General features: G+C 74.2%; 16 protein-coding genes and 1 riboswitch. Of the genes, 4 read left to right on the top strand and 12 right to left on the bottom strand.

Annotated features, from left to right (window positions below; all coding sequences use genetic code 11):
- The first annotated feature begins 29 nt into the window (after positions 1-29).
- Positions 30-809 carry a VOC family protein gene (locus tag IE106_RS07950; protein ID WP_189531362.1) on the top strand — a complete coding sequence of 260 codons (780 nt, stop codon included), beginning with the start codon at positions 30-32 and terminating at the stop codon, positions 807-809.
- Here IE106_RS07950 and IE106_RS07945 read toward each other — a convergent pair.
- The 4 genes from IE106_RS07945 to IE106_RS07930 form a co-directional block, all read right to left on the bottom strand.
- Positions 781-1,479: a thymidine kinase gene (locus tag IE106_RS07945; RefSeq protein ID WP_189531360.1), complete on the bottom strand. Its 699-nt coding sequence runs from the start codon at positions 1,477-1,479 to the stop codon at positions 781-783. The two genes, IE106_RS07950 and IE106_RS07945, sit on opposite strands and share 29 nt — an antisense overlap.
- Before the next feature lie 69 nt (positions 1,480-1,548).
- Positions 1,549-2,754: an alkaline phosphatase family protein gene (locus IE106_RS07940; protein ID WP_189531358.1), complete on the bottom strand. Its 1,206-nt coding sequence runs from the start codon at positions 2,752-2,754 to the stop codon at positions 1,549-1,551.
- Positions 2,754-3,338 (bottom strand): DUF5998 family protein, encoded by a 585-nt coding sequence (locus tag IE106_RS07935; RefSeq protein ID WP_189531356.1) that lies wholly within the window; start codon positions 3,336-3,338, stop codon positions 2,754-2,756. The genes IE106_RS07940 and IE106_RS07935 overlap by 1 nt, the downstream gene beginning before the upstream one ends.
- A gap of 66 nt (positions 3,339-3,404) precedes the next feature.
- Positions 3,405-6,323, bottom strand: a complete 2,919-nt coding sequence (locus IE106_RS07930; RefSeq protein ID WP_189531354.1) for a bifunctional acetate--CoA ligase family protein/GNAT family N-acetyltransferase — start codon at positions 6,321-6,323, stop codon at positions 3,405-3,407.
- 85 nt (positions 6,324-6,408) lie between these two features.
- Here IE106_RS07930 and IE106_RS07925 point away from each other — a divergent pair, with 85 nt between their 5' ends.
- On the top strand, positions 6,409-6,690 hold the full coding sequence (locus IE106_RS07925) for an HPr family phosphocarrier protein (RefSeq protein WP_189531353.1): 282 nt from the start codon (positions 6,409-6,411) through the stop codon (positions 6,688-6,690).
- A gap of 243 nt (positions 6,691-6,933) precedes the next feature.
- Here IE106_RS07925 and IE106_RS07920 read toward each other — a convergent pair whose 3' ends face one another.
- The 4 genes from IE106_RS07920 to IE106_RS07905 all read right to left on the bottom strand — a co-directional run bounded on the left by IE106_RS07920 (position 6,934) and on the right by IE106_RS07905 (position 11,747).
- The gene (locus IE106_RS07920) at positions 6,934-7,611 is read right to left on the bottom strand and encodes a GntR family transcriptional regulator (protein WP_189531352.1); all 678 of its coding nucleotides are present in this window, start codon (positions 7,609-7,611) and stop codon (positions 6,934-6,936) included.
- 215 nt (positions 7,612-7,826) lie between these two features.
- Positions 7,827-8,627, bottom strand: coding sequence for a M23 family metallopeptidase (locus tag IE106_RS07915; RefSeq protein WP_189531351.1), 801 nt, complete (start codon positions 8,625-8,627; stop codon positions 7,827-7,829).
- Between the two features lie 13 nt (positions 8,628-8,640).
- Positions 8,641-8,804, bottom strand: a riboswitch (cyclic di-AMP (ydaO/yuaA leader).
- 199 nt (positions 8,805-9,003) lie between these two features.
- On the bottom strand, positions 9,004-10,371 hold the full coding sequence (locus IE106_RS07910) for a M16 family metallopeptidase (protein WP_189532196.1): 1,368 nt from the start codon (positions 10,369-10,371) through the stop codon (positions 9,004-9,006).
- 26 nt (positions 10,372-10,397) lie between these two features.
- Positions 10,398-11,747, bottom strand: a complete 1,350-nt coding sequence (locus tag IE106_RS07905; protein WP_189532194.1) for a M16 family metallopeptidase — start codon at positions 11,745-11,747, stop codon at positions 10,398-10,400.
- Positions 11,748-11,933: 186 nt separating this feature from the next.
- Here IE106_RS07905 and IE106_RS07900 point away from each other — a divergent pair, with 186 nt between their 5' ends.
- Positions 11,934-14,387: a DNA gyrase/topoisomerase IV subunit A gene (locus tag IE106_RS07900; protein ID WP_189531350.1), complete on the top strand. Its 2,454-nt coding sequence runs from the start codon at positions 11,934-11,936 to the stop codon at positions 14,385-14,387.
- Between the two features lie 59 nt (positions 14,388-14,446).
- Here IE106_RS07900 and IE106_RS07895 read toward each other — a convergent pair whose 3' ends face one another.
- Positions 14,447-15,598 carry a CobW family GTP-binding protein gene (locus IE106_RS07895; protein ID WP_229840170.1) on the bottom strand — a complete coding sequence of 384 codons (1,152 nt, stop codon included), beginning with the start codon at positions 15,596-15,598 and terminating at the stop codon, positions 14,447-14,449.
- 167 nt (positions 15,599-15,765) lie between these two features.
- On the opposite strand from IE106_RS07895, the gene IE106_RS07890 reads away from it, so the two are divergent.
- The gene (locus IE106_RS07890) at positions 15,766-17,382 is read left to right on the top strand and encodes a sensor histidine kinase (protein WP_229840168.1); all 1,617 of its coding nucleotides are present in this window, start codon (positions 15,766-15,768) and stop codon (positions 17,380-17,382) included.
- 57 nt (positions 17,383-17,439) lie between these two features.
- Here the strand turns inward: IE106_RS07890 and IE106_RS07885 are convergent, their stop codons facing one another.
- The 3 genes from IE106_RS07885 to IE106_RS07875 form a co-directional block, all read right to left on the bottom strand.
- Positions 17,440-19,047, bottom strand: coding sequence for a monocarboxylic acid transporter (locus tag IE106_RS07885; protein ID WP_189531348.1), 1,608 nt, complete (start codon positions 19,045-19,047; stop codon positions 17,440-17,442).
- On the bottom strand, positions 19,037-19,579 hold the full coding sequence (locus tag IE106_RS07880; RefSeq protein ID WP_189531346.1) for a DUF485 domain-containing protein: 543 nt from the start codon (positions 19,577-19,579) through the stop codon (positions 19,037-19,039). The genes IE106_RS07885 and IE106_RS07880 overlap by 11 nt, the downstream gene beginning before the upstream one ends.
- A 182-nt stretch (positions 19,580-19,761) precedes the next feature.
- A complete protein-coding gene (locus IE106_RS07875) occupies positions 19,762-21,879 on the bottom strand; it encodes a DNA gyrase/topoisomerase IV subunit B (RefSeq protein WP_189531344.1) in 2,118 nt (705 codons plus the stop codon).
- Positions 21,880-21,881 lie beyond the last annotated feature (2 nt).

Here is a 21,881-nt window from a genome sequence, read left to right as displayed (position 1 = left end):
CACGACGATGGTCCGAGGAGAAGGTGACGATGACCGAGGCCGCTCGGCGCGAGCCGGGTACACCCTGCTGGGTGAGCTTGATGGTGCGCGGGCTTGACGCGACGAAGGATTTCTACGGGGAGCTGTTCGGCTGGGAGTTCCAGCCCGGCCCGCCCCAGCTCGGCCCGTACGTGCGGGCGCTGCTCGACGGCCGGGAGGTCGCGGGGATCGGCCGGCTGCCGGCCGACCGCGGCCTGCCGGGCGCCTGGACGGCGTACCTGGCCTCCGACGACGCCGACCGCACCGCCGAGTCGGTCCGCTGCGGCGGCGGGACGGTCGCCGTGGGGCCGCTGGACGCGGGCGACGCCGGGCGGCTCGTGATCTGCTCCGACCCGTCGGGCGCCGTCTTCGGCGTGTGGCAGGCGGCCGCGTTCCCGGGGACCGCGCCGGTGGCGGAGGGCACGCCCGGCGCTCCGGTGTGGAACGAACTGCTGACGCACGAGTCCGAGTCGGTCGTGAAGTTCTACCGGACGGTCTTCGGCCACGAGCCCGGGCCGGCGGCCCCGGCCGGTCAGGACCGCGTGGCCCTCCTCGTGGGGGGCCGGCCCGTGGCGTCGGTGCGCGGGGTGGGCACCGCCCTGCCGCGTGACCGGGGCGCGCACTGGATGACGTGGTTCGAGGTGGCCGACCCGGACGCGGCCGCGCGGCGGGTGGAGGAGCTGGGCGGGCGGGTGCTGCGGGCGCCGGAGGACGGGGCGGAGGGACGGACGGCGACGGTGGCGGACCCGGAGGGCGCCGTCTTCACGATCGTGCGGTCAGCGGGGCGCTGACGGGCGGCCCGGCGGTGGGCGGCTCGGACGGTTCGACGGGCAGGACGTCCGGCGACAGCGCCGCCGCGCGGGCGGTCGCGGCGGTCATCCTGCGCCGGTGGTGGCGCCTGCACAGCACCTCGTACCCCACCTCGTCGCCGCCGTCGACGTCCCCGACGACGACCTGGGCGCCCTCGACGACCATCACGCCGCCGACCGTGCGCGCGTTGTGCGTCGCCCGCGCGCCGCACCAGCACAGCGCCTCCACCTGGAGCACCTCCACGCGGTCCGCCAGCTCCACCAGCCGCTGGGAGCCCGGGAACAGCTTGGAGCGGAAGTCGGTGGTGATGCCGAACGCGAACACGTCCAGCTCCAGGTCGTCGACGACCCGCGCCAGCTGGTCGATCTGCTCCGGGGCGAGGAACTGCGCCTCGTCCGCGATCACGTAGTCGCAGCGGCCGCCGCGCGACAGGTGGTCGACGAGGTACGCGTAGAAGTCGAACTCCTCGGCCGCCTCGACGGCCTCGGTGACGAGCCCCAGGCGGGAGGAGAGCTTCCCCGCGCCCGCCCGGTCGTTGCGGGTGAAGATCATGCCCTGGAGGCCGCGCGCGGACCGGTTGTGCTCGATCTGCAGAGCGAGGGTGCTCTTTCCGCAGTCCATCGTTCCGGAGAAGAACACGAGCTCGGGCATGGGGAAGTGACGGCCTTTCGGGACTGCGGTGCGGGTCGGGGCGGGGAGCGGGCGGTGCCGGAACGGGCGCTACGTGCGGACTTCCAGCAGCGGGACGAGCTGCTCGGCGGCGGTCATCGAGCCGTGCATCCCCGCCATCGCCGACTCGTGCGGCTCGGCGAGGGACGCCGTCAGGGCCACGTCGTCGTGCGCGGCGGCGACCACGTCGCCGATCCGGCCGTGGACCCGCTCGTCGACGTGCGGCCCGAACCAGCCCGCGGCGATCGCCTCCTCGCGCCCCGCGACCCAGAAGCGGTCGCCGAGCACCTCGCGCCAGCAGGCCAGCACGTCGTTCGCGGCGCCCGGCACGGCGTACACGTGGCGGGCGCGGCCCTCGCCGCCCAGCAGGGCGACGCCGGCGCGCAGCTCCCAGTCCTCGTCGAAGTCGATGCGGGACTCCTCGTCGAACGGGATGTCCACCATGCCGTGGTCCGCCGTGACGTACAGCGCGGAGCGCGCCGGGAGCTGCTCGGCGAGGCGCTGGACGAGCTGGTCGGCGTGCATCAGCTGGCCGCGCCAGGCGTCGGAGTCCACGCCGAAGCGGTGGCCCGCGCCGTCGACCTCGCTGTAGTACGTGTAGACGAGCGCGCGGTCGGCGCCCGCCAGCCGGTCGGCGGTGAAGTCCATGCGCTCCTCGCCGGAGAGCCGCCCGTGGAACGTGCCGCCGCTGAGCGCGACCTTCGTGAGGGGGGTGTCCTGGAACGCCGGGGACGACACCTGGGCCGTGTGGACGCCCGCGGCGTCGGCCAGCGTGAAGACCGTCGGGTACGGCTGCCAGACGTGCGGCGGGGTCCAGGGGCGCCAGCGCAGCTGGTTCATCAGCTCGCCCGTGCCGGGGTCGCGCACCGTGTACCCGACGAGGCCGTGGGCGCCGGGCGGCAGGCCCGTGCCGACCGAGGCGAGCGAGGTCGCGGTCGTGGCCGGGAAACCGGCCGTGAGGGGGCGGCCGGTGCCGCCGCGCGAGGAGTCCAGGAGCGAGGTGAGGAACGGGGCCTCCGCGGGGTGGGCCCTGACCTGCTCCCAGCCGAGCCCGTCGATCAGGAAGACGCACACCCGGTCGGCCGGCGCCAGCTCGGCGATGCGGTGCTCGAAACCCGGTACGCCCAGTCCCGCCGCGAGCGTCGGCAGCAGGTCGGCGAGGGAACCGGAGCCGTACGCCGGTACGGGCGCCGTGTCGAGGGACAGCGGCACCGGCTCGTCGGGCCAGGCGGAGGCCGTGGTCGTCGGCTGGGCCATCAGCGCGTGGCCGCGGTGGCCTCGGAGAGGGCCTGGGCGAAGTGGAGGGCCTGGCGGACCGTCTCCGGGCCGTCGCCGGCCTCGCTGACGCGCAGGCTCAGGTCGTCGGCGGTGGAGTTGCCCGTGTAGCCGTGGTCGGCGTCGCAGTTCGGGTCGCCGCAGGCGGCGGGCTCCAGGTCGATCCGGGAGACGGCGCCCCAGCCGACCGTGAGGACGATCTCGCGGGGCAGCGTGCCGGGCTTGTACGACTCCGGGTTCGCGACGACGCGGCTGACGACGACCGACGAGATCCGGCCGAGCTTCACGGACTCGGTGGACGTGGTCGCGTACGGCGTCGGGGAGGTCGTGTCGGCGTTCTGCTCGTCGGTGTGGCTGACGATGAAGCGCGTCGCCGTGAGCACGAGGACCGTGACGTGGCGCCGGACCTCGTTGGCGTCGAACGTGGTCTCCTGGTGGACGAGGTACGACGCGATCGGCTCGCCGCCGACGGCGGCCTCCACCGCCTCGGCCACGAGGGCCGGGTAGTAGCCGCTGCGCTCGATCGCCGCGCGCAGCCCCTGGGTCGTCGTACCGGTCTTCGCCATGGACTCCATCCTACGGGGCGCCCGGAGCCCCGGTGACGGCCGTGGAGGCCGCCCCGGACCGCCCCCTCAGTAGCTGGGCAGGCGGCGGGGGCCGAGGTCGGTGCGGGCGGGGGGCGGGGCGAGCCGTACGGTCGCGCCCAGGACGGCGAGGCCCCGCGGGGCCACGACGACCGGTTCCAGCGCGACGGCGACGACCTCCGGGTGGTCGTCGACCAGCCGCGACACCCGCAGCAGCAGCTCCTCCAGGGCGGCCGTGTCGACGGGCGCGGAGCCCCGCCAGCCGAAGAGGAGCGGGGCGGTCCGCACGGAGCGGATCTGCTCGGCGACGTCGCGGTCGGTGGCCGGGACGAGTCGGTGCGCCATGTCGCCGAGCAGTTCGGAGGGGGCGCCGGCGAGACCGAAGGACAGGACGGCGCCGACCGCCGGGTCGATCGCGGCGCGGACGACGGTGTCGACGCCGCGCGGCACCATGGCCTGGACGACCGGCTGGAGCTCGGCGGGCCGGCCGAGCGCCGCGGTGAGCTCGGCGTACGCGGTGCGCAGCTGCTCCTCGGTGGCCAGGTCCAGCCGTACGCCGCCGAGGTCGGGGCGGTGGCGCAGGTGCGGCGCGGTGGTCTTGAGGGCGACCGGGTAGCCGAGGCGGGCCGCGGCGTCCACGGCGGTGCCGGGGTCGGGCGCGGGGAGGGTGGGCCGTACGGCGATGCCGTAGTGGGTGAGCAGTTCCCGGACGGCGTCCGGCGCGAGGGTGGTGCCGCGCTCCCCCGCGCCGCCCGCGCCGAGGAGCCGTTCGATCAGGGCGGCGGCCCCGGCCTCGTCGATGCCCTCGTACTCGGGCACCCGGCCCGGCTCGGCGGCCTCGCGCCGCCACTCGGCGTACCTGACGGCCTCGGCCAGCGCCCGCACGGCCCGCTCGGCGGCGGGGTACGCGGGGATGTTCCCGGTGGCGGCGCCGGCGGGCGCCGGGGGGCCGTCGGCGGCCGCGCCGGGCGCGTGCCCCGGCTCCGGCGGCGCGGCGGGCGGCCGGGCGGCGGCCGCGGTCCCTCCGTGGGGTGCCGCCGCCGCGTCCGGGGCGGGGGCGGTGCCGGCGGGGGCCGGGTGCTCCGGGGCGGGGGCGGTGCTGGTCGCGGCCGCCAGGGCGTCCGCCAGGGCGCCCAGTTCGACGTGGACGACCACGACCGGCTTCGCCGGGGAGACGGCGCGGGCCCCGCGCAGGGCGGCCGCCAGCACCTCGCCCTCGCCGGTCGGCTCCGCCGTCCCCTGCGGGCCGATCCGCGGGATCGCGGTGACGACCACCGCGTCGCACGCGTCGTCGCGCAGGGCCCCGGCGAGCGCGGCCCGGAAGTCCTCGGGCGTGGCGGCGGTCGTCAGGTCGCGGGGCGGCAGCGGCCGCAGGCCCTCGGTGAGGCAGGCGTCGTACGTGAGGAGGCCCAGCGACTCGGAGTTGCCGAGGATCGCGACGCGCGGCCCCCTGGGCAGGGGCTGCCCAGCGAGCAGCAGGCCCGCGTCGACGAGCTCGGTGACCGTGTCGACGCGGATGACCCCGGCCTGGCGGAGCAGCGCGGACACGGTGGCGTGCGGGATGCGGGTGGTGGGCACAGCGTGCCCGGGGGGCGCGCTGCCGCTGTGCCGGGCGCCCTTGACGACGACGACCGGCTTGACGGCGGCCGTGCGGCGGGCGAGTCGGGTGAACTTGCGGGGGTTGCCGATCGACTCCAGGTACAGCAGGGCCACGTCCGTGTCGGGGTCCTCGTACCAGTACTGGAGGATGTCGTTGCCGGAGACGTCGGCCCGGTTGCCGGCCGAGACGGCCGACGACACGCCCGCGCCGCGCCGGTGCAGCCCGGACAGCAGGGCGACGCCGATCGCGCCGGACTGGGTGAACAGGCCGATGCGCCCCGCGGCGGGCAGCTGCGGGGCGAGGGAGGCGTTGAGTCGTGCCCCGTCCGCGGTGTTGATCACGCCGAAGGCGTTGGGGCCGATGACGCGCATCCCGTACGAGCGGGCCTGCCGCACCAGCGCCCGCTGGCGCTCCCGCCCGGCCGGGCCGCTCTCGGCGTAGCCGGCGGACAGGACGACGAGCCCGCGCACGCCGTGTTCGCCGCAGTCCGCGACGGCGTCCGGGACGTGCTCGGCGGGCACGGCGACGACGGCCAGGTCGACGGGCTCGCCGATCTCGCCGACGGAGCGGTGGGCGGGGACGCCCTCCAGGGTGGCCGGCCCTTCGGGGAGGGCGCGGTTCACGGCGTGCACGCGGCCGGTGAACCCGGCGCCGACCAGGTTGCGCAGGACGGTGCGGCCGACGCCGCCGGGGGCGCGGCCCGCGCCGACGACGGCGACGGAGCCGGGGGCGAGGAGTCGCTGCACGGACCGGGCCTCGGCGCGCTGCTCGCGGGCGCGCTGGACGGCGAGGGAGCGGTCGGTGGGCTCCAGGTCGAGGTGGAGGCGGACGGCTCCGTCCTCGAAGCTGCGCTTCTGGGTGTAGCCGGCGTCCGTGAACACCTTGATCATCTTGGTGTTGGCGGGCAGCACCTCCGCGGCGAACCGCCTGATGCCGCGTTCGCGGGCGACGGCGGCGACGTGCTCCAGCAGGGCGGAGGCGACGCCGCGGCCCTGGTGGGCGTCCTGGACGAGGAAGGCGACCTCGGCCTCGTCGGCGGGGGCGGGGGCGGGGCGGCCCGCGGCGTCGATCCGGTCGTAGCGGACCGTCGCGATGAACTCGCCGCCGATCGTCGCGGCCAGGCCCACCCGGTCCACGTAGTCGTGGTGGGTGAAGTGGTGCACGTCCTTGGCGGAGAGCCGGGGGTAGGGTGCGAAGAACCGGTAGTACTTCGACTCATCCGAGACCTGCTCGTAGAAGCTGACCAGGCGTTCGGCGTCGTCCGTGGTGATCGGTCTGATCCGCGCGGTGCCGCCGTCGCGCAGCACCACGTCGGCCTCCCAGTGGTCGGGGTACGCGTGCGCCGACTGATCGGACGGGTTCAGCATGGGCCAAGGGTACGGCGCCGCTCCGGTACCCCGCCGGACATGAGAGACTGGTCTAGACAACCGCTAGCACTTGAAGGGCAACACCATGGCTGAGCGCCGCGTCAACGTCGGCTGGGCCGAGGGCCTGCACGCCCGCCCCGCCTCCATCTTCGTCCGTGCCGCCACGGCCTCCGGCGTCCCCGTGACGATCGCCAAGGCCGGCGGCACCCCGGTCAACGCCGCGTCGATGCTCGCGGTGCTCGGCCTGGGCGCGCAGGGCGGCGAGGAGATCGTCCTCACCTCCGAGGCCGAGGGCGCGGAAGTGGCGCTGGACCGTCTGGCGAAGCTGGTCGCCGAGGGTCTCGAGGAGCTTCCCGAGACCGTCTGACGGCAGCCGACGGCACCGCGGAGCCGCACCGCCCGGAATCCGGGGGTGCGGCTCCACCGCTTTTCGGGGCGCGTCGGATTCCGCGGACGCGGCGCTTTCTTCGGGCGGGTCGTTTTCCCCGGGCACATCGAATTCCCCGGGCACGCCGGGCCGCCGGCCCCTTCGCTTTTCCCGGCGGCATTCGTTCCGGGCAGCGGGAAAGGGCCGCGCCATTCCTTCCGCCCTTTGTATACGGCCCCGGTGTTAATTCCGCGCTCCGGCGGTGTTGACGTGGTGTTGCGAACCCCTCACCCGGTCCGTGCGGCGCAGCCGGTGGGCGCCGCGCCACCGCTCGACGTGCTGGGCGGTGAGGGCCCGGGCCCGCTCCGCGTCGCCGCGGGCGACGGCGTCGACGATCGCGCCGCGCTCCGCCCACGCCTCGGCCGGCCTGGCCGGCTCGTCGACGGCGTACATCCAGGCGATCTTGTGGCGCAGCTGGGTGAGCAGCGAGGTCAGGCCGGGGCTGGCCGACGCCCGGGCGAGCGTCTCGTGGAACCAGTCGCCCAGCGACCGGAGATCCTCGCCCTGGTCGCGGCGGGCCCGCTCCTGGCCGAGGCGGACGAGGCCGCGCAGCACCTTCAGATGGGCCTCGGTGCGGCGCTGGGCGGCACGGGCGGCGCCCAGCGGCTCCAGCAGCGTGCGCATCTCCAGCAGGTCGGCGGCGTCCTGCTCGGTCGGCTCCGCCACGCAGGCGCCGACGTGGCGGCGCGAGACGACGAAGCCCTCCGACTCCAGGGTGCGCAGCGCCTCGCGGACCGGGACGCGGGAGACGCCGTAGCGGCGGGCGAGCTGCTCCTCGGTGAGGCGGCCGCCGCACGGCAGCACCCCGGAGACGATGTCCGCCCGGATCGCCGTGCACACCGAGTGCGCGGGAATGCGCATACCGAACCTCCGAATCGCTCCGCCCACCGTTTTGTCCGCGCGACACCCAGGAGTCCGACGCTGTTCGGTGACTCTATTGCAACGAAGCGCATTTTCCGATCCCGGGCCGTAATCCATGGTGAATTTTTGGCCGAGAACCCCGGCGGGCGGGACGGAGGCGACGCGAAGGCCCCGGCTCGGTGACCGAGCCGGGGCCTTCGCGAAGCGGGGACGGGTCAGACGTTGACGCCGCGCGCCCGGAGGTAGGAGACCGGGTCGACGTCGGAGCCGTACTCGGCGGAGGTGCGGGCCTCGAAGTGGAGGTGGGGGCCCGTGGAGTTGCCGGTCGAGCCGGAGACGCCGATCTGCTGGCCCGGCATGACCGTCTGGCCGACCGAGACGCCGACCGAGGCGAGGTGGCCGTACTGCGTGTACGTGCCGTCGTGCATCCGGATCACCACGTTGTTGCCGTACGCGCCGCCCCAGCCGGCCTCGACGACCGTGCCGAGGCCCACGGAGACCACGGAGGAGCCGTAGGGGGCGTGGAAGTCGACGCCCGAGTGGCTGCCGGAGGACCACAGGGAGCTGCTGGCCCGGTAGGCGGTGGAGACGTACGAGCCGGCCACGGGCAGCTGGAAGGAGCCGAGGCGCTTGCGCTCGGCCTCGCGGTCGGCGCGCTCCTGGGCCTCGCGGGCCGCCTCGGCGCGGGCCTCGGCCTGGCGGGCGGCCTGGAGGCGGGCCTCGGCCTGGCGCTCGGCGGCCGCCTCGGCCGCGGCCTGGCGCTCGACCACCTCGGCGGCCAGCTCCTGGGCGGTGGCCTGGTCCTCGACCTCGTCGGCCAGCTCGTAGCCGGCGATGGTCGGGATGGAGGCGGTGTCCTCCAGGGAGGCGCGCTCCGCGTCCGCGGCGAACGCCGGGGAGGTGAGGGTTCCGATGACGCCGGAGGTCGCGAGGGCGGCGGCGCCGGCGACGTGGGCGCTCCTGCGGCTCATGCGGCTCGGGGCACGGTGCTTCCCGGTGGAACGGGTGAACGCCATGAAGGGGACGTGTCCTTTCCTTCCCTCTCGCCTACCGGGTTAGCTGACGGGTTCGGAGCAGGAAGGTCTCCTACGGACCCCTCCGCACGGTGGCGAAGGCGCCCGATTCACCCCAGGGGGACTTGGGTCCCCGGTTCCCCAGGCTCGCGCCTGACGGGGATTCGGCGATCGCTGCCCGGTGCCGCGGGTGCGGCGGGTACGGGGGCGGACAGCGGCTAAGACGCTATGCGGCTGATCTTTCAATCACCAAACGGACACGCTTTTTTGTAGCGCACGCCACAGAACAGAAGCTCCGCCTCTCCAATAAAACGGACATAAGCCCACGCAAAAGCGGAACCCCGACATCCGGGGGGATGCCGGGGTTCCGCTTCGTCAATCAGCCGGTGACGACGGTCACTTCACCGAGGCCCAGCGCCTCCACCGGCTCCTTGATCCGCGCCGCGTCGCCGACGAGGACGGTGACCAGGCGGTCCGGCGGGAAGGCGCTGACGACGGCCGCCGTCGCCTCCACCGTGCCTGTCGCGTCCAGGCGCCGGTACAGCTGCGCCTGGAAGTCGTCCGGCAGGTGCTGCTCGACCTGGTCGGCCAGCGTGCCCGCGACGGACGCCGCCGTCTCGTACTTGAGCGGGGCCACGCCCACCAGGTTGTGCACGGCGGCGTCGCGCTCGGCGTCGGTGAGGCCCTCCGCCGCGAGGGTGCGCAGCACCTTCCACAGGTCGTCCAGCGCGGGGCCGGTGTTGGGCGTGTCGACGGAGCCGCTGATGGCGAGCATCGCCGCGCCCGTGCCGTCCGGCAGCGACCGCAGGACCTGCCCGAAGGCCCGCACGCCGTACGTGTAGCCCTTCTCCTCGCGCAGGACGCGGTCCAGGCGGGAGGTGAGCGTGCCGCCCAGGCAGTACGTGCCGACGACCTGCGCGGGCCACACGCGGTCGTGCCGGTCCGGGCCGACGCGGCCGATGAGCAGCTGCGTCTGCACGGCGCCCGGCCGGTCCACGATGACGACGCGGCCGGTGTCGTCGGCGGTGACGGGCGGCGCCGTGCGCGGGCGGGGGGCGTCGCCCTTCCACGCGCCGAGCGTCTCGTCGAGGAGCGCGTCCAGGTCGATGCCGGTCAGGTCGCCGACCACGACCGCGGTGGCCGACGCGGGACGGACGTGGGCCTCGTAGAAGGCCCGTACGGCCGCGGCGTCGATCCGGGCGACGGTCTCCTCCGTGCCCTGGCGGGGCCGGGACATGCGCGAGGAGGCCGGGAACAGCTCGGCGGAGAGCTGCTTGGCGGCGCGGCGGGCCGGGTTGGCCGTCTCGTGCGGGATCTCGTCGAGCCGGTTGCGGACGAGGCGGTCGACCTCGTCGTCCGCGAAGGCCGGTGCCCGCAGCGCGTCGGAGAGCAGTCCGAGGGCCTTGTGGAGCCGGGAGGCCGGCACCTCCAGGGAGACCCGCACGGCCGGGTGGTCCGCGTGCGCGTCCAGGGTGGCGCCGCACCGCTCCAGTTCGGCGGCGAACTCCTCGGCGGTGTGCTTGTCCGTGCCCTCTGACAGGGCGCGCGCCATGATGGTGGCGACGCCGTCGAGCCCCTCGGGCTCGGCGTCCAGCGGGGCGTCGAGGACGATCTCGACGGCGACGACCTGCTGGCCGGGGCGGTGGCAGCGCAGCACCGTCAGGCCGTTGCCGAGCCGGCCGCGCTCGGGGGCGGGGAAGGCCCACACGCGGGGCGTGCCCGGCTTCGGCTGCGGGTGGAACTCCATGGTGGTCAGAGACACGGCAGCGTCGCTCACTGGTCCGTCCCCTCTTCCTCGTCGCTGTCGGTCTGGTCGCCGTCGTCGGCCTTGGCGGGTTCGTAGACGAGGACCGCGCGGTTGTCCGGGCGCAGCTGCTGGGCGGCGACCTCGCGCACCTCGTCGGCGGTGACGTCCAGGACCCGCTGGACGGCGGTGAGGGCGAGCTGCGGGTCGCCGAACAGGACGGCGAAGCGGCACAGCTCGTCGGCGCGGCCCGCGACCGTGCCCAGCCGGTCCAGCCACTCGCGCTCCAGCTGGGCCTGGGCGCGCTCCATCTCCTCGGCCGTGGGGCCCTCGGCGGCGAACCGGGCCAGCTCCTCGTCGACGGCGGCCTCGATGTCCGGCACCTCGACGCCGGCGGAGGTCTTCACGTCCAGCCATCCCATCGAGGGCGCGCCGGCCAGCCGCAGCAGGCCGAAGCCGGCGGCGACGGCGGTGCGGTCGCGCCGGACCAGCCGGTTGTGCAGCCGGGACGACTCGCCGCCGCCGAGGACGGTGAGGGCGAGGTCGGCGGCGTCGCACGCGCGCGTGCCGTCGGCCGGGAGGCGGTAGGCGGCCATCAGGGCGCGCGCCGGGACGTCCTCCTCGACGACCTCGCGGAGCTGCTCGCCGATGACCTCCGGGAGCGTCCCGTCGCGCGGCTCGGGCTTGCCGTCGTGGGGCGGGATGGAGCCGAAGTACTTCTCGATCCAGGCGAGCGTCTGCTCGGGGTCGATGTCGCCGACGACGGACAGGACGGCGTTGTTCGGCGCGTAGTACGTGCGGAAGAAGTTCCGGGCGTCCTCCAGCGTGGCCGCGTCGAGGTCCGCCATGGAGCCGATCGGCGTGTGGTGGTAGGGGTGCCCGTCCGGGAAGACGAGGGCGGTCAGCTTCTCGAACGCCGTGCCGTACGGCACGTTGTCGTAGCGCTGGCGGCGCTCGTTCTTAACGACGTCCCGCTGGTTCTCCATCGACTCCTCGTCGAGGGCGGCGAGGAGGGAGCCCATGCGGTCGGCCTCCAGCCAGAGGGCGAGCTCCAGCTGGTGCGCGGGCATGGTCTCGAAGTAGTTGGTGCGCTCGAAGCTCGTGGTGCCGTTGAGGGAGCCGCCGGCGCCCTGCACCAGTTCGAAGTGGCCGTTCCCCTGGACCTGCCGGGAACCCTGGAACATCAGGTGCTCGAAGAGGTGGGCGAGGCCGGTGCGGCCCTTGACCTCGTGGCGGGAGCCGACGTCGTACCAGAGGCACACCGCGGCGACCGGGGTCAGGTGGTCCTCCGAGAGCACCACGCGCAGGCCGTTGGCCAGCCGGTGCTCGGTCGCTGTCAGGCCGCCGGAGCCGGCCTGGGCTGTGGCCGTGTGACCCATGGGCATGTACGTCCCTTCGATCGCGTCATGGAAAGTCCTGCCACTGTATGCAAGCGCACCGGCGCCCTGCGAAGTTCCCGGCAACCTGCGGCGTCCCTCTTCCGGGTCGCGGTCGGTCCTGTCAGTGGGACGGTCCACAATGGTCGGCGTCAGATCAACCTTGTTGGTGAAGGAGCCGCAGCAGCGATGGCCCGCCGCAGCACGAAGACCCCGCCGCCCGACGACTTCGAGGAGCGGATCCTCGACATCGACGTCGTCGACGAGATGCAGGGCTCCTTCCTCGAGTACGCGTACTCGGTGATCTACTCCCGCGCCCTGCCCGACGCCCGGGACGGCATGAAGCCGGTGCACCGCCGGATCGTGTACCAGATGAACGAGATGGGCCTGCGCCCCGAGCGCGGGTTCGTGAAGTGCGCCCGCGTCGTCGGCGAGGTGATGGGCAAGCTCCACCCGCACGGCGACGCGTCGATCTACGACGCGCTGGTGCGCATGGCGCAGCCCTTCTCCATGCGCCTGCCCCTGGTCGACGGCCACGGCAACTTCGGCTCGCTCGGCAACGACGACCCGCCGGCCGCCATGCGGTACACGGAGTGCCGGATGGCCGACGCGACGTCCCTGATGACGGAGTCGATCGACGAGGACACCGTCGACTTCGTGCCGAACTACGACGGGCAGGAGCGTGAGCCGGCCGCCCTCCCGGCCGCCTTCCCGAACCTGCTGGTGAACGGCGCGTCGGGCATCGCGGTCGGCATGGCCACCAACATGCCCCCGCACAACCTGGGCGAGGTCATCGCGGCCGCCCGGCACCTGATCAGGCACCCGGGCGCCGACCTCGAGACGCTCATGCGGTTCGTGCCCGGCCCGGACCTGCCGACCGGCGGCAGGATCGTCGGCCTGTCCGGCATCAGGGACGCGTACGAGTCCGGCCGCGGCACGTTCAAGATCCGCGCGACGGCGACGGTGGAGAACGTGACGGCGCGCCGCAAGGGCCTGGTCGTCACGGAGCTGCCGTTCGCGGTCGGCCCCGAGAAGGTCATCGCCAAGATCAAGGACCTGGTCAACGCGAAGAAGCTCCAGGGCATCGCGGACGTCAAGGACCTCACGGACCGGGAGCACGGGCTGCGCCTGGTCATCGAGGTCAAGAACGGCTTCGTGCCCGAGGCGGTGCTGGAGCAGCTGTACAAGCTGACGCCGATGGAGGAGTCCTTCGGCATCAACAACGTGGCGCTGGTGGACGGCCAGCCGGTCACGCTGGGCCTGAAGGAGCTGCTGGAGGTCTACCTCGACCACCGCTTCGAGGTGGTGCGGCGCCGCAGCGAGTTCCGGCGCGGCAAGCGGCGGGACCGGCTGCACCTGGTGGAGGGCCTGCTGGTCGCCCTCGTCGACATCGACGAGGTGATCCGGCTGATCCGGTCGAGTGAGAACTCCGCGCAGGCCAAGGAGCGGCTGATCGAGAGGTTCTCCCTGAGCGACGTCCAGACCCAGTACATCCTGGACACGCCGCTGCGGCGGCTCACCAGGTTCGACCGGCTGGAGCTGGAGGGCGAGCGGGACCGGCTGACCGGCGAGATCGAGGAGCTGACGAGGATCCTGGACTCGGACGCCGAGCTGCGCAAGCTCGTGTCGTCCGAGCTGGCCACGGTGGCGAAGAAGTTCGGCACCGAGCGGCGCACGGTCCTGCTGGAGTCGGCCGGTTCCACGGCCGCCGCGGTGCCGCTGGAGGTCGCCGACGACCCGTGCCGGGTGCTGCTGTCCTCGACGGGGCTGCTGGCCCGTACGGCGAGCGGCGACCCGCTGCCGGAGAGCGGCGGCAAGCGTGTCAAGCACGACGTGGTCGTGTCGGCGGTGGCGGCGACGCAGCGCGGCACGGTCGGCGCGGTGACGTCCGCGGGGCGGCTGCTGCGCGTCCCGGTGATCGACCTGCCGCAGCTGCCGGACACGGCGTCGGCGCCGAACCTGTCGGGCGGGGCGCCGCTGTCGGAGTTCCTGACGCTGGAGAAGGACGAGAGGGTCGTCTGCCTGACGACGCTCGACGAGTCGTCTGCGGGCCTCGCGCTGGGCACGCTGCAGGGCGTCGTGAAGCGGGTGGTGCCCGACTACCCGGCGAACAAGGACGAGCTGGAGGTCATCACGCTCAAGGAGGGTGACCGGATCGTCGGCGCGGTGGAGCTGCGGACGGGCGAGGAGGACCTGGTCTTCATCACCTCCGACGCGCAGCTGCTGCGCTACCCGGCGTCCCAGGTGCGCCCCCAGGGCCGCCCGGCGGGCGGCGTGGCGGGCGTCAAGCTGTCGGCGGGCGCCGAGGTGATCTCGTTCACCGCCGTCGACCCGGCGTCCGACGCGGTCGTGTTCACGGTCGCGGGCGCCACGGGCCAGCTGGACGCCTCCGTCGGTACGTCGGCGAAGCTGACGCCGTTCGACCAGTACCCCCGCAAGGGCCGGGCCACGGGCGGTGTGCGCTGCCACCGGTTCCTGAAGGGCGAGGACGTGCTGGTGCTGGCCTGGGCGGGCGGGGCTCCGGCCATGGCGGCCCAGAAGAACGGCATGCCCGTGGAGCTGCCGGACCCGGACCCGCGCCGGGACGGGTCGGGCGTGCCGCTGGTCAAGCCGGTGGCGGTGCTGGCGGGCCCGCTGGCGTAGCGGGGCGTGACGCGTGCGGGGGCGCGCCCACCGGGTGGTGGGCGCGCCGCCGCGGCCGGTCAGGCGCGGTCGGCCGCCTCGTCGTACGCCGCGGTGCCGTACGGGTCGGTGTCGTACAGGTCGGTGTCGTACGCCGGGGTGCCGGGACCGGTGACCGGTCCGGCCCCCTCCCGCGGGTCGGGGACGTACCGCAGGACGCCCCACAGGGCGTGGTCCTCCGGCGTGTCGTGCGGACCCGCCACCCGGCAGCCGTCGAGGGCCCGCAGCAGGGCCTCCCCGTCCGTGCCGGAGCCGATGAGGACGAGCTGGGTGAGCCGCTGCCCGCCGGGCGGCCAGGGCTCCGGGTAGAACCGCAGGAAGCGGCCCACGGCGTGCACGGCGTACCGGTTGTCCGGGTCGGCGGCGCCGAAGTCGACGAATCCCTTGATCCGGTACAGCCCTTCGGGCCGCGAGTCGAGGAAGTCCATGAGACGGCGCGGGTGCAGGGGCTCCCCGGCCGTGAACGACACCGTCTCGTAGGCGGCGTGCGGGTGGTCGCGGTGGTCGCGCTCGTACGCGTCGGCGTACAGGTCCTCGAAGGACAGCTGCCGGGCGCCGGCCGCGTCCTCGACGCGGGCGGCCCGGTCGAAGAGCAGCTCCGGGTCGACGCGCCCGTACGCCGCCGTGATCACCGCGGCGCGGCCCGCGAGGCCCGTGACGGCGTCCCGTACGCGGCGCAGCTCGTCCTCCGGGACGCGGTCGGCCTTGTTGACGACGACGAGGTCGGCGAGGGCGAGGTGCCGGTCGGTCTCGGGGTGGCGGACGCGCGTGGCGTCGAACTCGGCGGCGTCGACGACCTCGACGAGCCCGCCGTACACGACCCGCTCGTTGTCGCTGGCGAGGACCATCCGCACCAGTTCCTGCGGCTCGGCCAGGCCGCTGGCCTCGATGACGATGACGTCGAGCCGGGCCGAGGGGCGGGTGAGGGCCTCCAGGTAGGTGTCGAGTTCGCTCGCGTCGACGGCGCAGCACAGGCAGCCGTTCCCGAGGGAGACCGTCGAGCCGACCTGGCCGGCGACGGTCATGGCGTCGATCTCGATGGATCCGAAGTCGTTGACCATCACGCCGACGCGGGTGCCCCGGGCGGTGCGCAGGAGGTGGTTGAGCAGGGTGGTCTTGCCGGAACCGAGGAATCCCGCGAGGACGACGACGGGAATCTGCTGCGCGCTCAAGGGGCACCTTTCTCGCTGGACGGCCGACGGTCGGGGTTCCTCAGGATAGGCGGGGCCGTCTACCGTTTCCGGCCATGAGACCGGTTTCCGCCCCTTCCGCCGATTCCGCCCCCGGTGGCCGCGCGGCCGCCCGGCGGCCCTGGCCGTCCCTGGGGTGGCCGAGGCGGATGTTCTCGCAGCTGCTGCTGATCCAGGTGGCGATGGTGACCGGGGTGACGGTGCTGGTCACGGGCCTGTTCCTGGCGCCGCTGAGCGGGCAGCTGGACGACCAGGCGATGCGGCGGGCGCTGGCCGTCGCGCAGACCACGGCGTCGTCCCGGCTGGCCGGCGACCTGCTCGCCTCCCGTCCGGCGCCGGACGGCCCCGTGCAGGCGGAGGCGGAGCGCATCCGCCGGGCGACGGGCTCCGAGTACGTCGTCGTGATGGACGCGCGCGGGGTCCGCTGGTCGCACCCGAACCCGGCCAGGATCGGCGGGGTGGTGTCGACCGACCCGAGCGGCGCGCTCGCCGGCCGGGACGTGCTGGAGATCGACAGCGGCACGCTGGGGCGGTCGGCGCGCGGCAAGGTGCCGCTGCGCGACGGCGACGGGAGGATCGTCGGCGCGGTGTCCGTCGGCATCGCGTACGACAGCGTGCGCGCCCGGTTCCTGGCGGAGATCCCCGGCCTCCTCGCGTACGCGGGCGGGGCGCTGGCGGCGGGCGCGCTGGCCGCGTGGCTGATCGCCCGGCGCGTCCAGCGGCAGACCCGCGACCTGGCGTTCTCCGACATCGCGGCCCTGCTGGCGGAGCGGGAGGCGATGCTGCACGGCATCCGCGAGGGCGTGGTGGCGCTGGACGGGGCGGGGCGCGTCCGGCTGGTCAACGACGAGGCGCAGCGGCTGCTGGACCTGGGGTCCCGGGTCACGGGGCGGCCGCTGGACGAGGTGCTGGGCGGCGGGCGCACCGCGGACGTGCTGGCCGGGCGGGTTCGGGGCGAGGACCTGGTGGCCGTGCACGGCCGGCGCGTGCTGGTCGCCAACCGGATGCCGACCGATGACGGCGGCGCGGTGGTGACCCTGCGGGACCGTACGGAGCTGGAGCGGCTCGGGCGCGAACTGGACGCGACGCGCGGGCTGATCGACGCGTTGCGGGCGCAGGACCACGAGCACGCCAACCGGATGCACACCCTCCTGGGGCTGCTGCAGCTGGAGCTGCACGAGGAGGCGGTGGAGTACCTCACCGAGGTGGCCGGGGTGCACCGGACGACCGCCGAGCAGGTCACCGAGAAGGTGCACGACCCGCTGGTGGCGGCGCTGCTGGTGGGGAAGGCGACGGTGGCCGCGGAGCGGGGCGTGGCGCTGCGGGTCGCGGCCGGCTCGCTGCTGCCGGACCGGCTGGTCGCGCCCAGCGAGCTGGTCACGGTGGTGGGCAACCTGGTCGACAACGCCGTGGACGCGGCGGCCGGCTCACCGGACGCCGCCGTCGAGGTGGAGCTGGGCGCACGGGGCCGCACGGCGGTGCTGCGGGTCGCGGACAGCGGGCCCGGTGTGCCGGCGGAGCAGCGGGAGGCGGTGTTCACCGAGGGTTGGTCCACCAAACTCCGCCCGTCCCACGGCGCGGGGCGCGGCCTGGGCCTGCCCCTGGTCCGCCGCCTCGCGGAACGGCACGGCGGCCGGGTCGAGGTGGGTACGGCGGCGGGCGGCGGCGCCGAGTTCACGGTGGTCCTCCCGGAGGCCCTGGCGGAACCGCCGCCGGGCCGCGTGCCCGACGGGGACCCGGCGGACCCGGGCGGCGTCCGGCACTGAGTCCGGCACCGGGTCCGGTGCCGGGTCCGGGCGCGTACCGGGTGGCGCGCGTCCGGCTCAGACCGCGCCCGCGCCGGTCAGGGCGCGTACCTCGGTCTCCGCGTGCTTGGCCTCGTCCGGGGGTTCCGGGGAGGTGACCGTGCCGAGCCAGCCCGCGAGGAAGCCCAGCGGGATGGAGACCACCCCCGGGTTCCGGAGCGGGAAGACGTGGAAGTCCGCGCCGGGGAACAGGGCGTCGGGACTGCCGGACACGACCGGCGACAGCGCGACGAGCAGCACGGCGGGGACCAGGCCGCCGTACACGGACCACACCGCGCCGCGCGTGGTGAAGCGGCGCCAGAACAGCGAGTACAGCAGGACGGGGAGGTTCGCCGAGGCGGCGACCGCGAAGGCGAGGCCGACGAGGAACGCGACGTTCAGGTCCCGGGCGAGCAGGGCGAGGCCGACCGCCGTGCCGCCGACGACGACGGTGGAAATCCGGGCCACGGCGACCTCGCCGTACCGCCGCCGCCCCGCGCCGCCGTCCCGGCCGCGGGTGTACGAGGTGTACAGGTCGTGCGCGACGGAGGTGGAGGAGGCGAGGGTGATGCCCGCGACGACGGCGAGGATCGTCGCGAAGGCGACGGCCGCGACCACCGCGAGGAGGACCGTGCCGCCGGTGGAGCCCGCTCCCCCGCCGAGGTCGAGCGCGAGCAGCGGTACGGCCGTGTTCCCGGCGGGGTCGGAGGCGCGTACGGCGTCGCTGCCGACGATCGCGGCGGCGCCGAAGCCCAGCACGATCGTCATCAGGTAGAAGCCGCCGATGAGGCCGATGGACCACACGACCGAGCGCCGGGCGGAGCCGGCGGTGGGCACGGTGGAGAACCGGGCGAGGAGGTGCGGCAGCCCCGCCGTGCCGAGCACCAGGGCGAGGCCGAGGCTGATGAAGTCCGCACGGGCGGTCCAGTCCCCGCCGTGGCCGAGGCCGGGCGCGAGGAAGTCCCGACCGTGGCCGCTTCGTTCGGCGGCGGTGGTCAGCAGGGCGCTGAAGTCGCCGTGGAAGCGCAGGAGGACGAGCACGGTGAGGGCGAGCGCGCCCGCCAGGAGCAGCACGGCCTTGACGATCTGGATCCAGGTCGTGGCGCGCATCCCGCCCAGCGCCACGTGGACGACCATGAGCGCGCCCACGCCGAGGACCGTCCACGAGCGCGCGGCGTCGCCCGTACCGCCCAGGAGCAGGGAGACCAGGCTGCCGGCGCCGACCATCTGCGCCACCAGGTACAGGACGGACACGGTGACGGACGACGCGCCCACCGCCGTGCGGACCCGGCGCTCGCCCATGCGGGCGGCGACCACGTCGGCGAGGGTGAAGCGCCCGCAGTTGCGGACGAGTTCGGCGACGAGGAGGAGGACGACCAGCCAGGCGACGAGGAAGCCGACGGAGTACAGCATGCCGTCGTAGCCGTTGAGCGCGATCAGTCCGGAGACGCCGAGGAACGAGGCGGCGGACAGGTAGTCGCCGGAGAGGGCGAAACCGTTCTCCATGGGGGAGAACAGCCGTCCCCCGGTGGAGGACTCCTCGGCCGACCCGCGGCGCCGGCGGCCCGCCCGGGTGGTGATGGCGAGGGTCACCGCGACGAACGCGCTGAACAGGAGCAGGGCCAGGGTCTGGTGGTCACCGGTCAACGCGGGCCTCCCGGGTCATCTGCTGGGTCTCCCAGCGCAGGTCGAGGGCGGCGCGGTCCCGGTGCACGCGGGCGTGGCGGGCGTAGGCCCAGGCGAGGGCGAAGGTGGTGGCGAACTGGCCGAGGCCCGCGACCATCGCGACGTTCACCGCGCCCAGGACGGGGCGGGACATCAGGCCGGGCGCGGCGGTCGCGGCGACGACGTAGCCGAGGTACCAGGTGAGGAAGGCGAGGGTGGCCGGGCCGACGAACCGGCGGTAGCGGCCGCGCACCTCCTGGAAGGCCGGGCTGCGCTGCACCTCCAGGTAGACCTCGGCCGCACTGGGGCGCCGCTCGCCGTCGGCGGCCGTGCCGGGCGGGCGCGGGACCGGTACGCCCATCGCCGCGGCCTCCGGGGGCTCCCTGCCCGCCGGGGCGGCCGTGCCGCCCGGGGCCGTCACCGCGTCCGGTCCGCCCCACTCCGAGGCGAGCACGTCGCGCCAGGGGTCCTCCCCCCGCGTCGCGGCGGCGTCGCGACCTTCCCAGTCGTCCACCCGTGACTCTCCCTGTCAGCGGTCCTTTTCGGCCGCGTGGCCAAGCATGGGCAGAACGGGAAGATCTCGGACTCTCCTCCCGGCTACTTCACCCCATCAGGTGACCCGGAAGCCGAAGACCCGCCGGCCGGAACATGGTCCGGCCGACGGGTCGGGGTGCGCGCCCCCGCGGGGGACGGGCCTCAGGCGTCGATGCGCGAGCGGTCCAGCGTCGCCGCCGAGCTGGTGATGAACTCCTTGCGGGGCGCCACGTCGTTGCCCATCAGCAGGTCGAAGACCTGCTCCGACGCCTCCAGGTCGCCGATGTTGATCCGGCGCAGCGTGCGGTGGCGCGGGTCCATGGTGGTCTCCGCCAGCTGGTCGGCGTCCATCTCGCCGAGGCCCTTGTAGCGCTGGATGGAGTCCTTGTACCGGACGCCCTTGCGCTGGAACTCCAGCAGGGTCTGGCGCAGCTCGTTGTCCGAGTACGTGTACACGTACTTGTCCTGGCCCCGCTTCGGCTGGACGAGCTCGATGCGGTGCAGCGGCGGCACCGCGGCGAAGACGCGGCCGGCCTCGACCATGGGGCGCATGTACCGCTGGAAGAGGGTGAGCAGCAGGCAGCGGATGTGCGCGCCGTCCACGTCGGCGTCGACGAGGAGGACGATCTTCCCGTACCGGGCGGCGTCGATGTCGAAGGTCCGGCCGGATCCCGCCCCTATGACCTGGATGATCGCGCCGCACTCGGCGTTCTTCAGCATGTCCGACACGGACGACTTCTGGACGTTGAGGATCTTGCCGCGGATCGGCAGGAGCGCCTGGAACTCGCTGTTCCGGGCGAGCTTCGCCGTACCGAGCGCGGAGTCGCCCTCGACGATGAACAGCTCGCTGCGCTCGACGTCGTCGCTGCGACAGTCGGCGAGCTTGGCCGGCAGGGACGAGGTCTCCAGGGCGGTCTTGCGGCGCTGGGCCTCCTTGTGCTGCCGGGCCGCGATGCGGGTGCGGGCGGCGGCGACGGCCTTCTCCAGCACGGCGCGGGCCTGGGCCTTGGCGTCGCGCTTGGTGGAGGTCAGGAACGCCTTCAGCTCCTTGGCGACGACGTTGGCGACGATCCGGTTCGCGGCGGACGTGCCGAGGACCTCCTTGGTCTGGCCCTCGAACTGCGGCTCGGCCAGCCGGACGGTCACGACGGCGGTGAGGCCCTCCAGGGCGTCGTCCTTCACGACGTCGTCCTCGGCGACGCGCAGCAGCTTGGCGGCGCGCAGGGCCTCGTTGACGGTCTTGGTGACGGCCCGCTCGAAGCCGGTGACGTGCGTACCGCCCTTGGGCGTGGCGATGATGTTGACGAACGACCTGACCGTCGTGTCGTACCCCGTGCCCCAGCGCAGCGCCACGTCGACGCCGAGCTCGCGGGTGACCTCGGTGGGCGTCATGTGGCCGCGCTCGTCGAGGACCGGGACGGTCTCCTTGAAGGTGCCCTGGCCGGTGAGGCGCAGCACGTCGCAGACCGGCTTGTCCGGGGCGAGGAACTCGCAGAACTCGCTGATGCCGCCGTCGAAGCGGAAGATCTCCTGGCTCTTGCCCACGCCGTCCAGGTCGCGGTCGTCGCGGACGACGATGGTCAGGCCGGGGACGAGGAAGGCGGTCTGGCGGGCGCGCTGGTGCAGCGTCTCCAGGGAGAGCTTGGCGTCCTTGAGGAAGATCTGCCGGTCCGCCCAGTACCGCACCCGCGTGCCCGTGCGGGTCTTCGGGACGCGCTTGGCCTTGCGCAGGCCGCTGGCCGGGGCGAAGGGGGAGTCGGGCCCGGACTCGGTGAAGACGCCGGGGACGCCGCGGCGGAAGCTGATCGCGTGCGTGGCGCCGTTCCGGTCGACCTCCACGTCGAGGCGGGCCGACAGCGCGTTCACCACGGAGGCGCCCACGCCGTGGAGGCCGCCGGAGGCCGCGTACGAGCCGCCGCCGAACTTGCCGCCGGCGTGGAGCTTGGTCATGACGACCTCGACGCCGGACAGGCCGGTCTTGGGCTCGACGTCGACGGGGATGCCGCGGCCGTTGTCCCGGACCTCCACGGAGCCGTCGTCGTGGAGGACGACCTCGATGTGGTCGCAGTAGCCGCCCAGGGCCTCGTCGACGGAGTTGTCGATGATCTCCCAGATGCAGTGCATCAGGCCGCGGCTGTCGGTGGACCCGATGTACATGCCGGGGCGCTTGCGGACCGCTTCGAGCCCCTCGAGTACGAGCAGGTGCCGCGCGGTGTAGTTGGAACCGTCACGGTCTGCGGTCAGCAGCGCACTGGACGGAACGGACGTCTCGGCGGTCACGC

Source organism: Streptomyces roseolilacinus (assembly GCF_014649335.1).
GTDB classification, from domain to species: domain Bacteria; phylum Actinomycetota; class Actinomycetes; order Streptomycetales; family Streptomycetaceae; genus Streptomyces; species Streptomyces roseolilacinus.
This window is presented reverse-complemented; position numbering and strand designations above follow the sequence as displayed.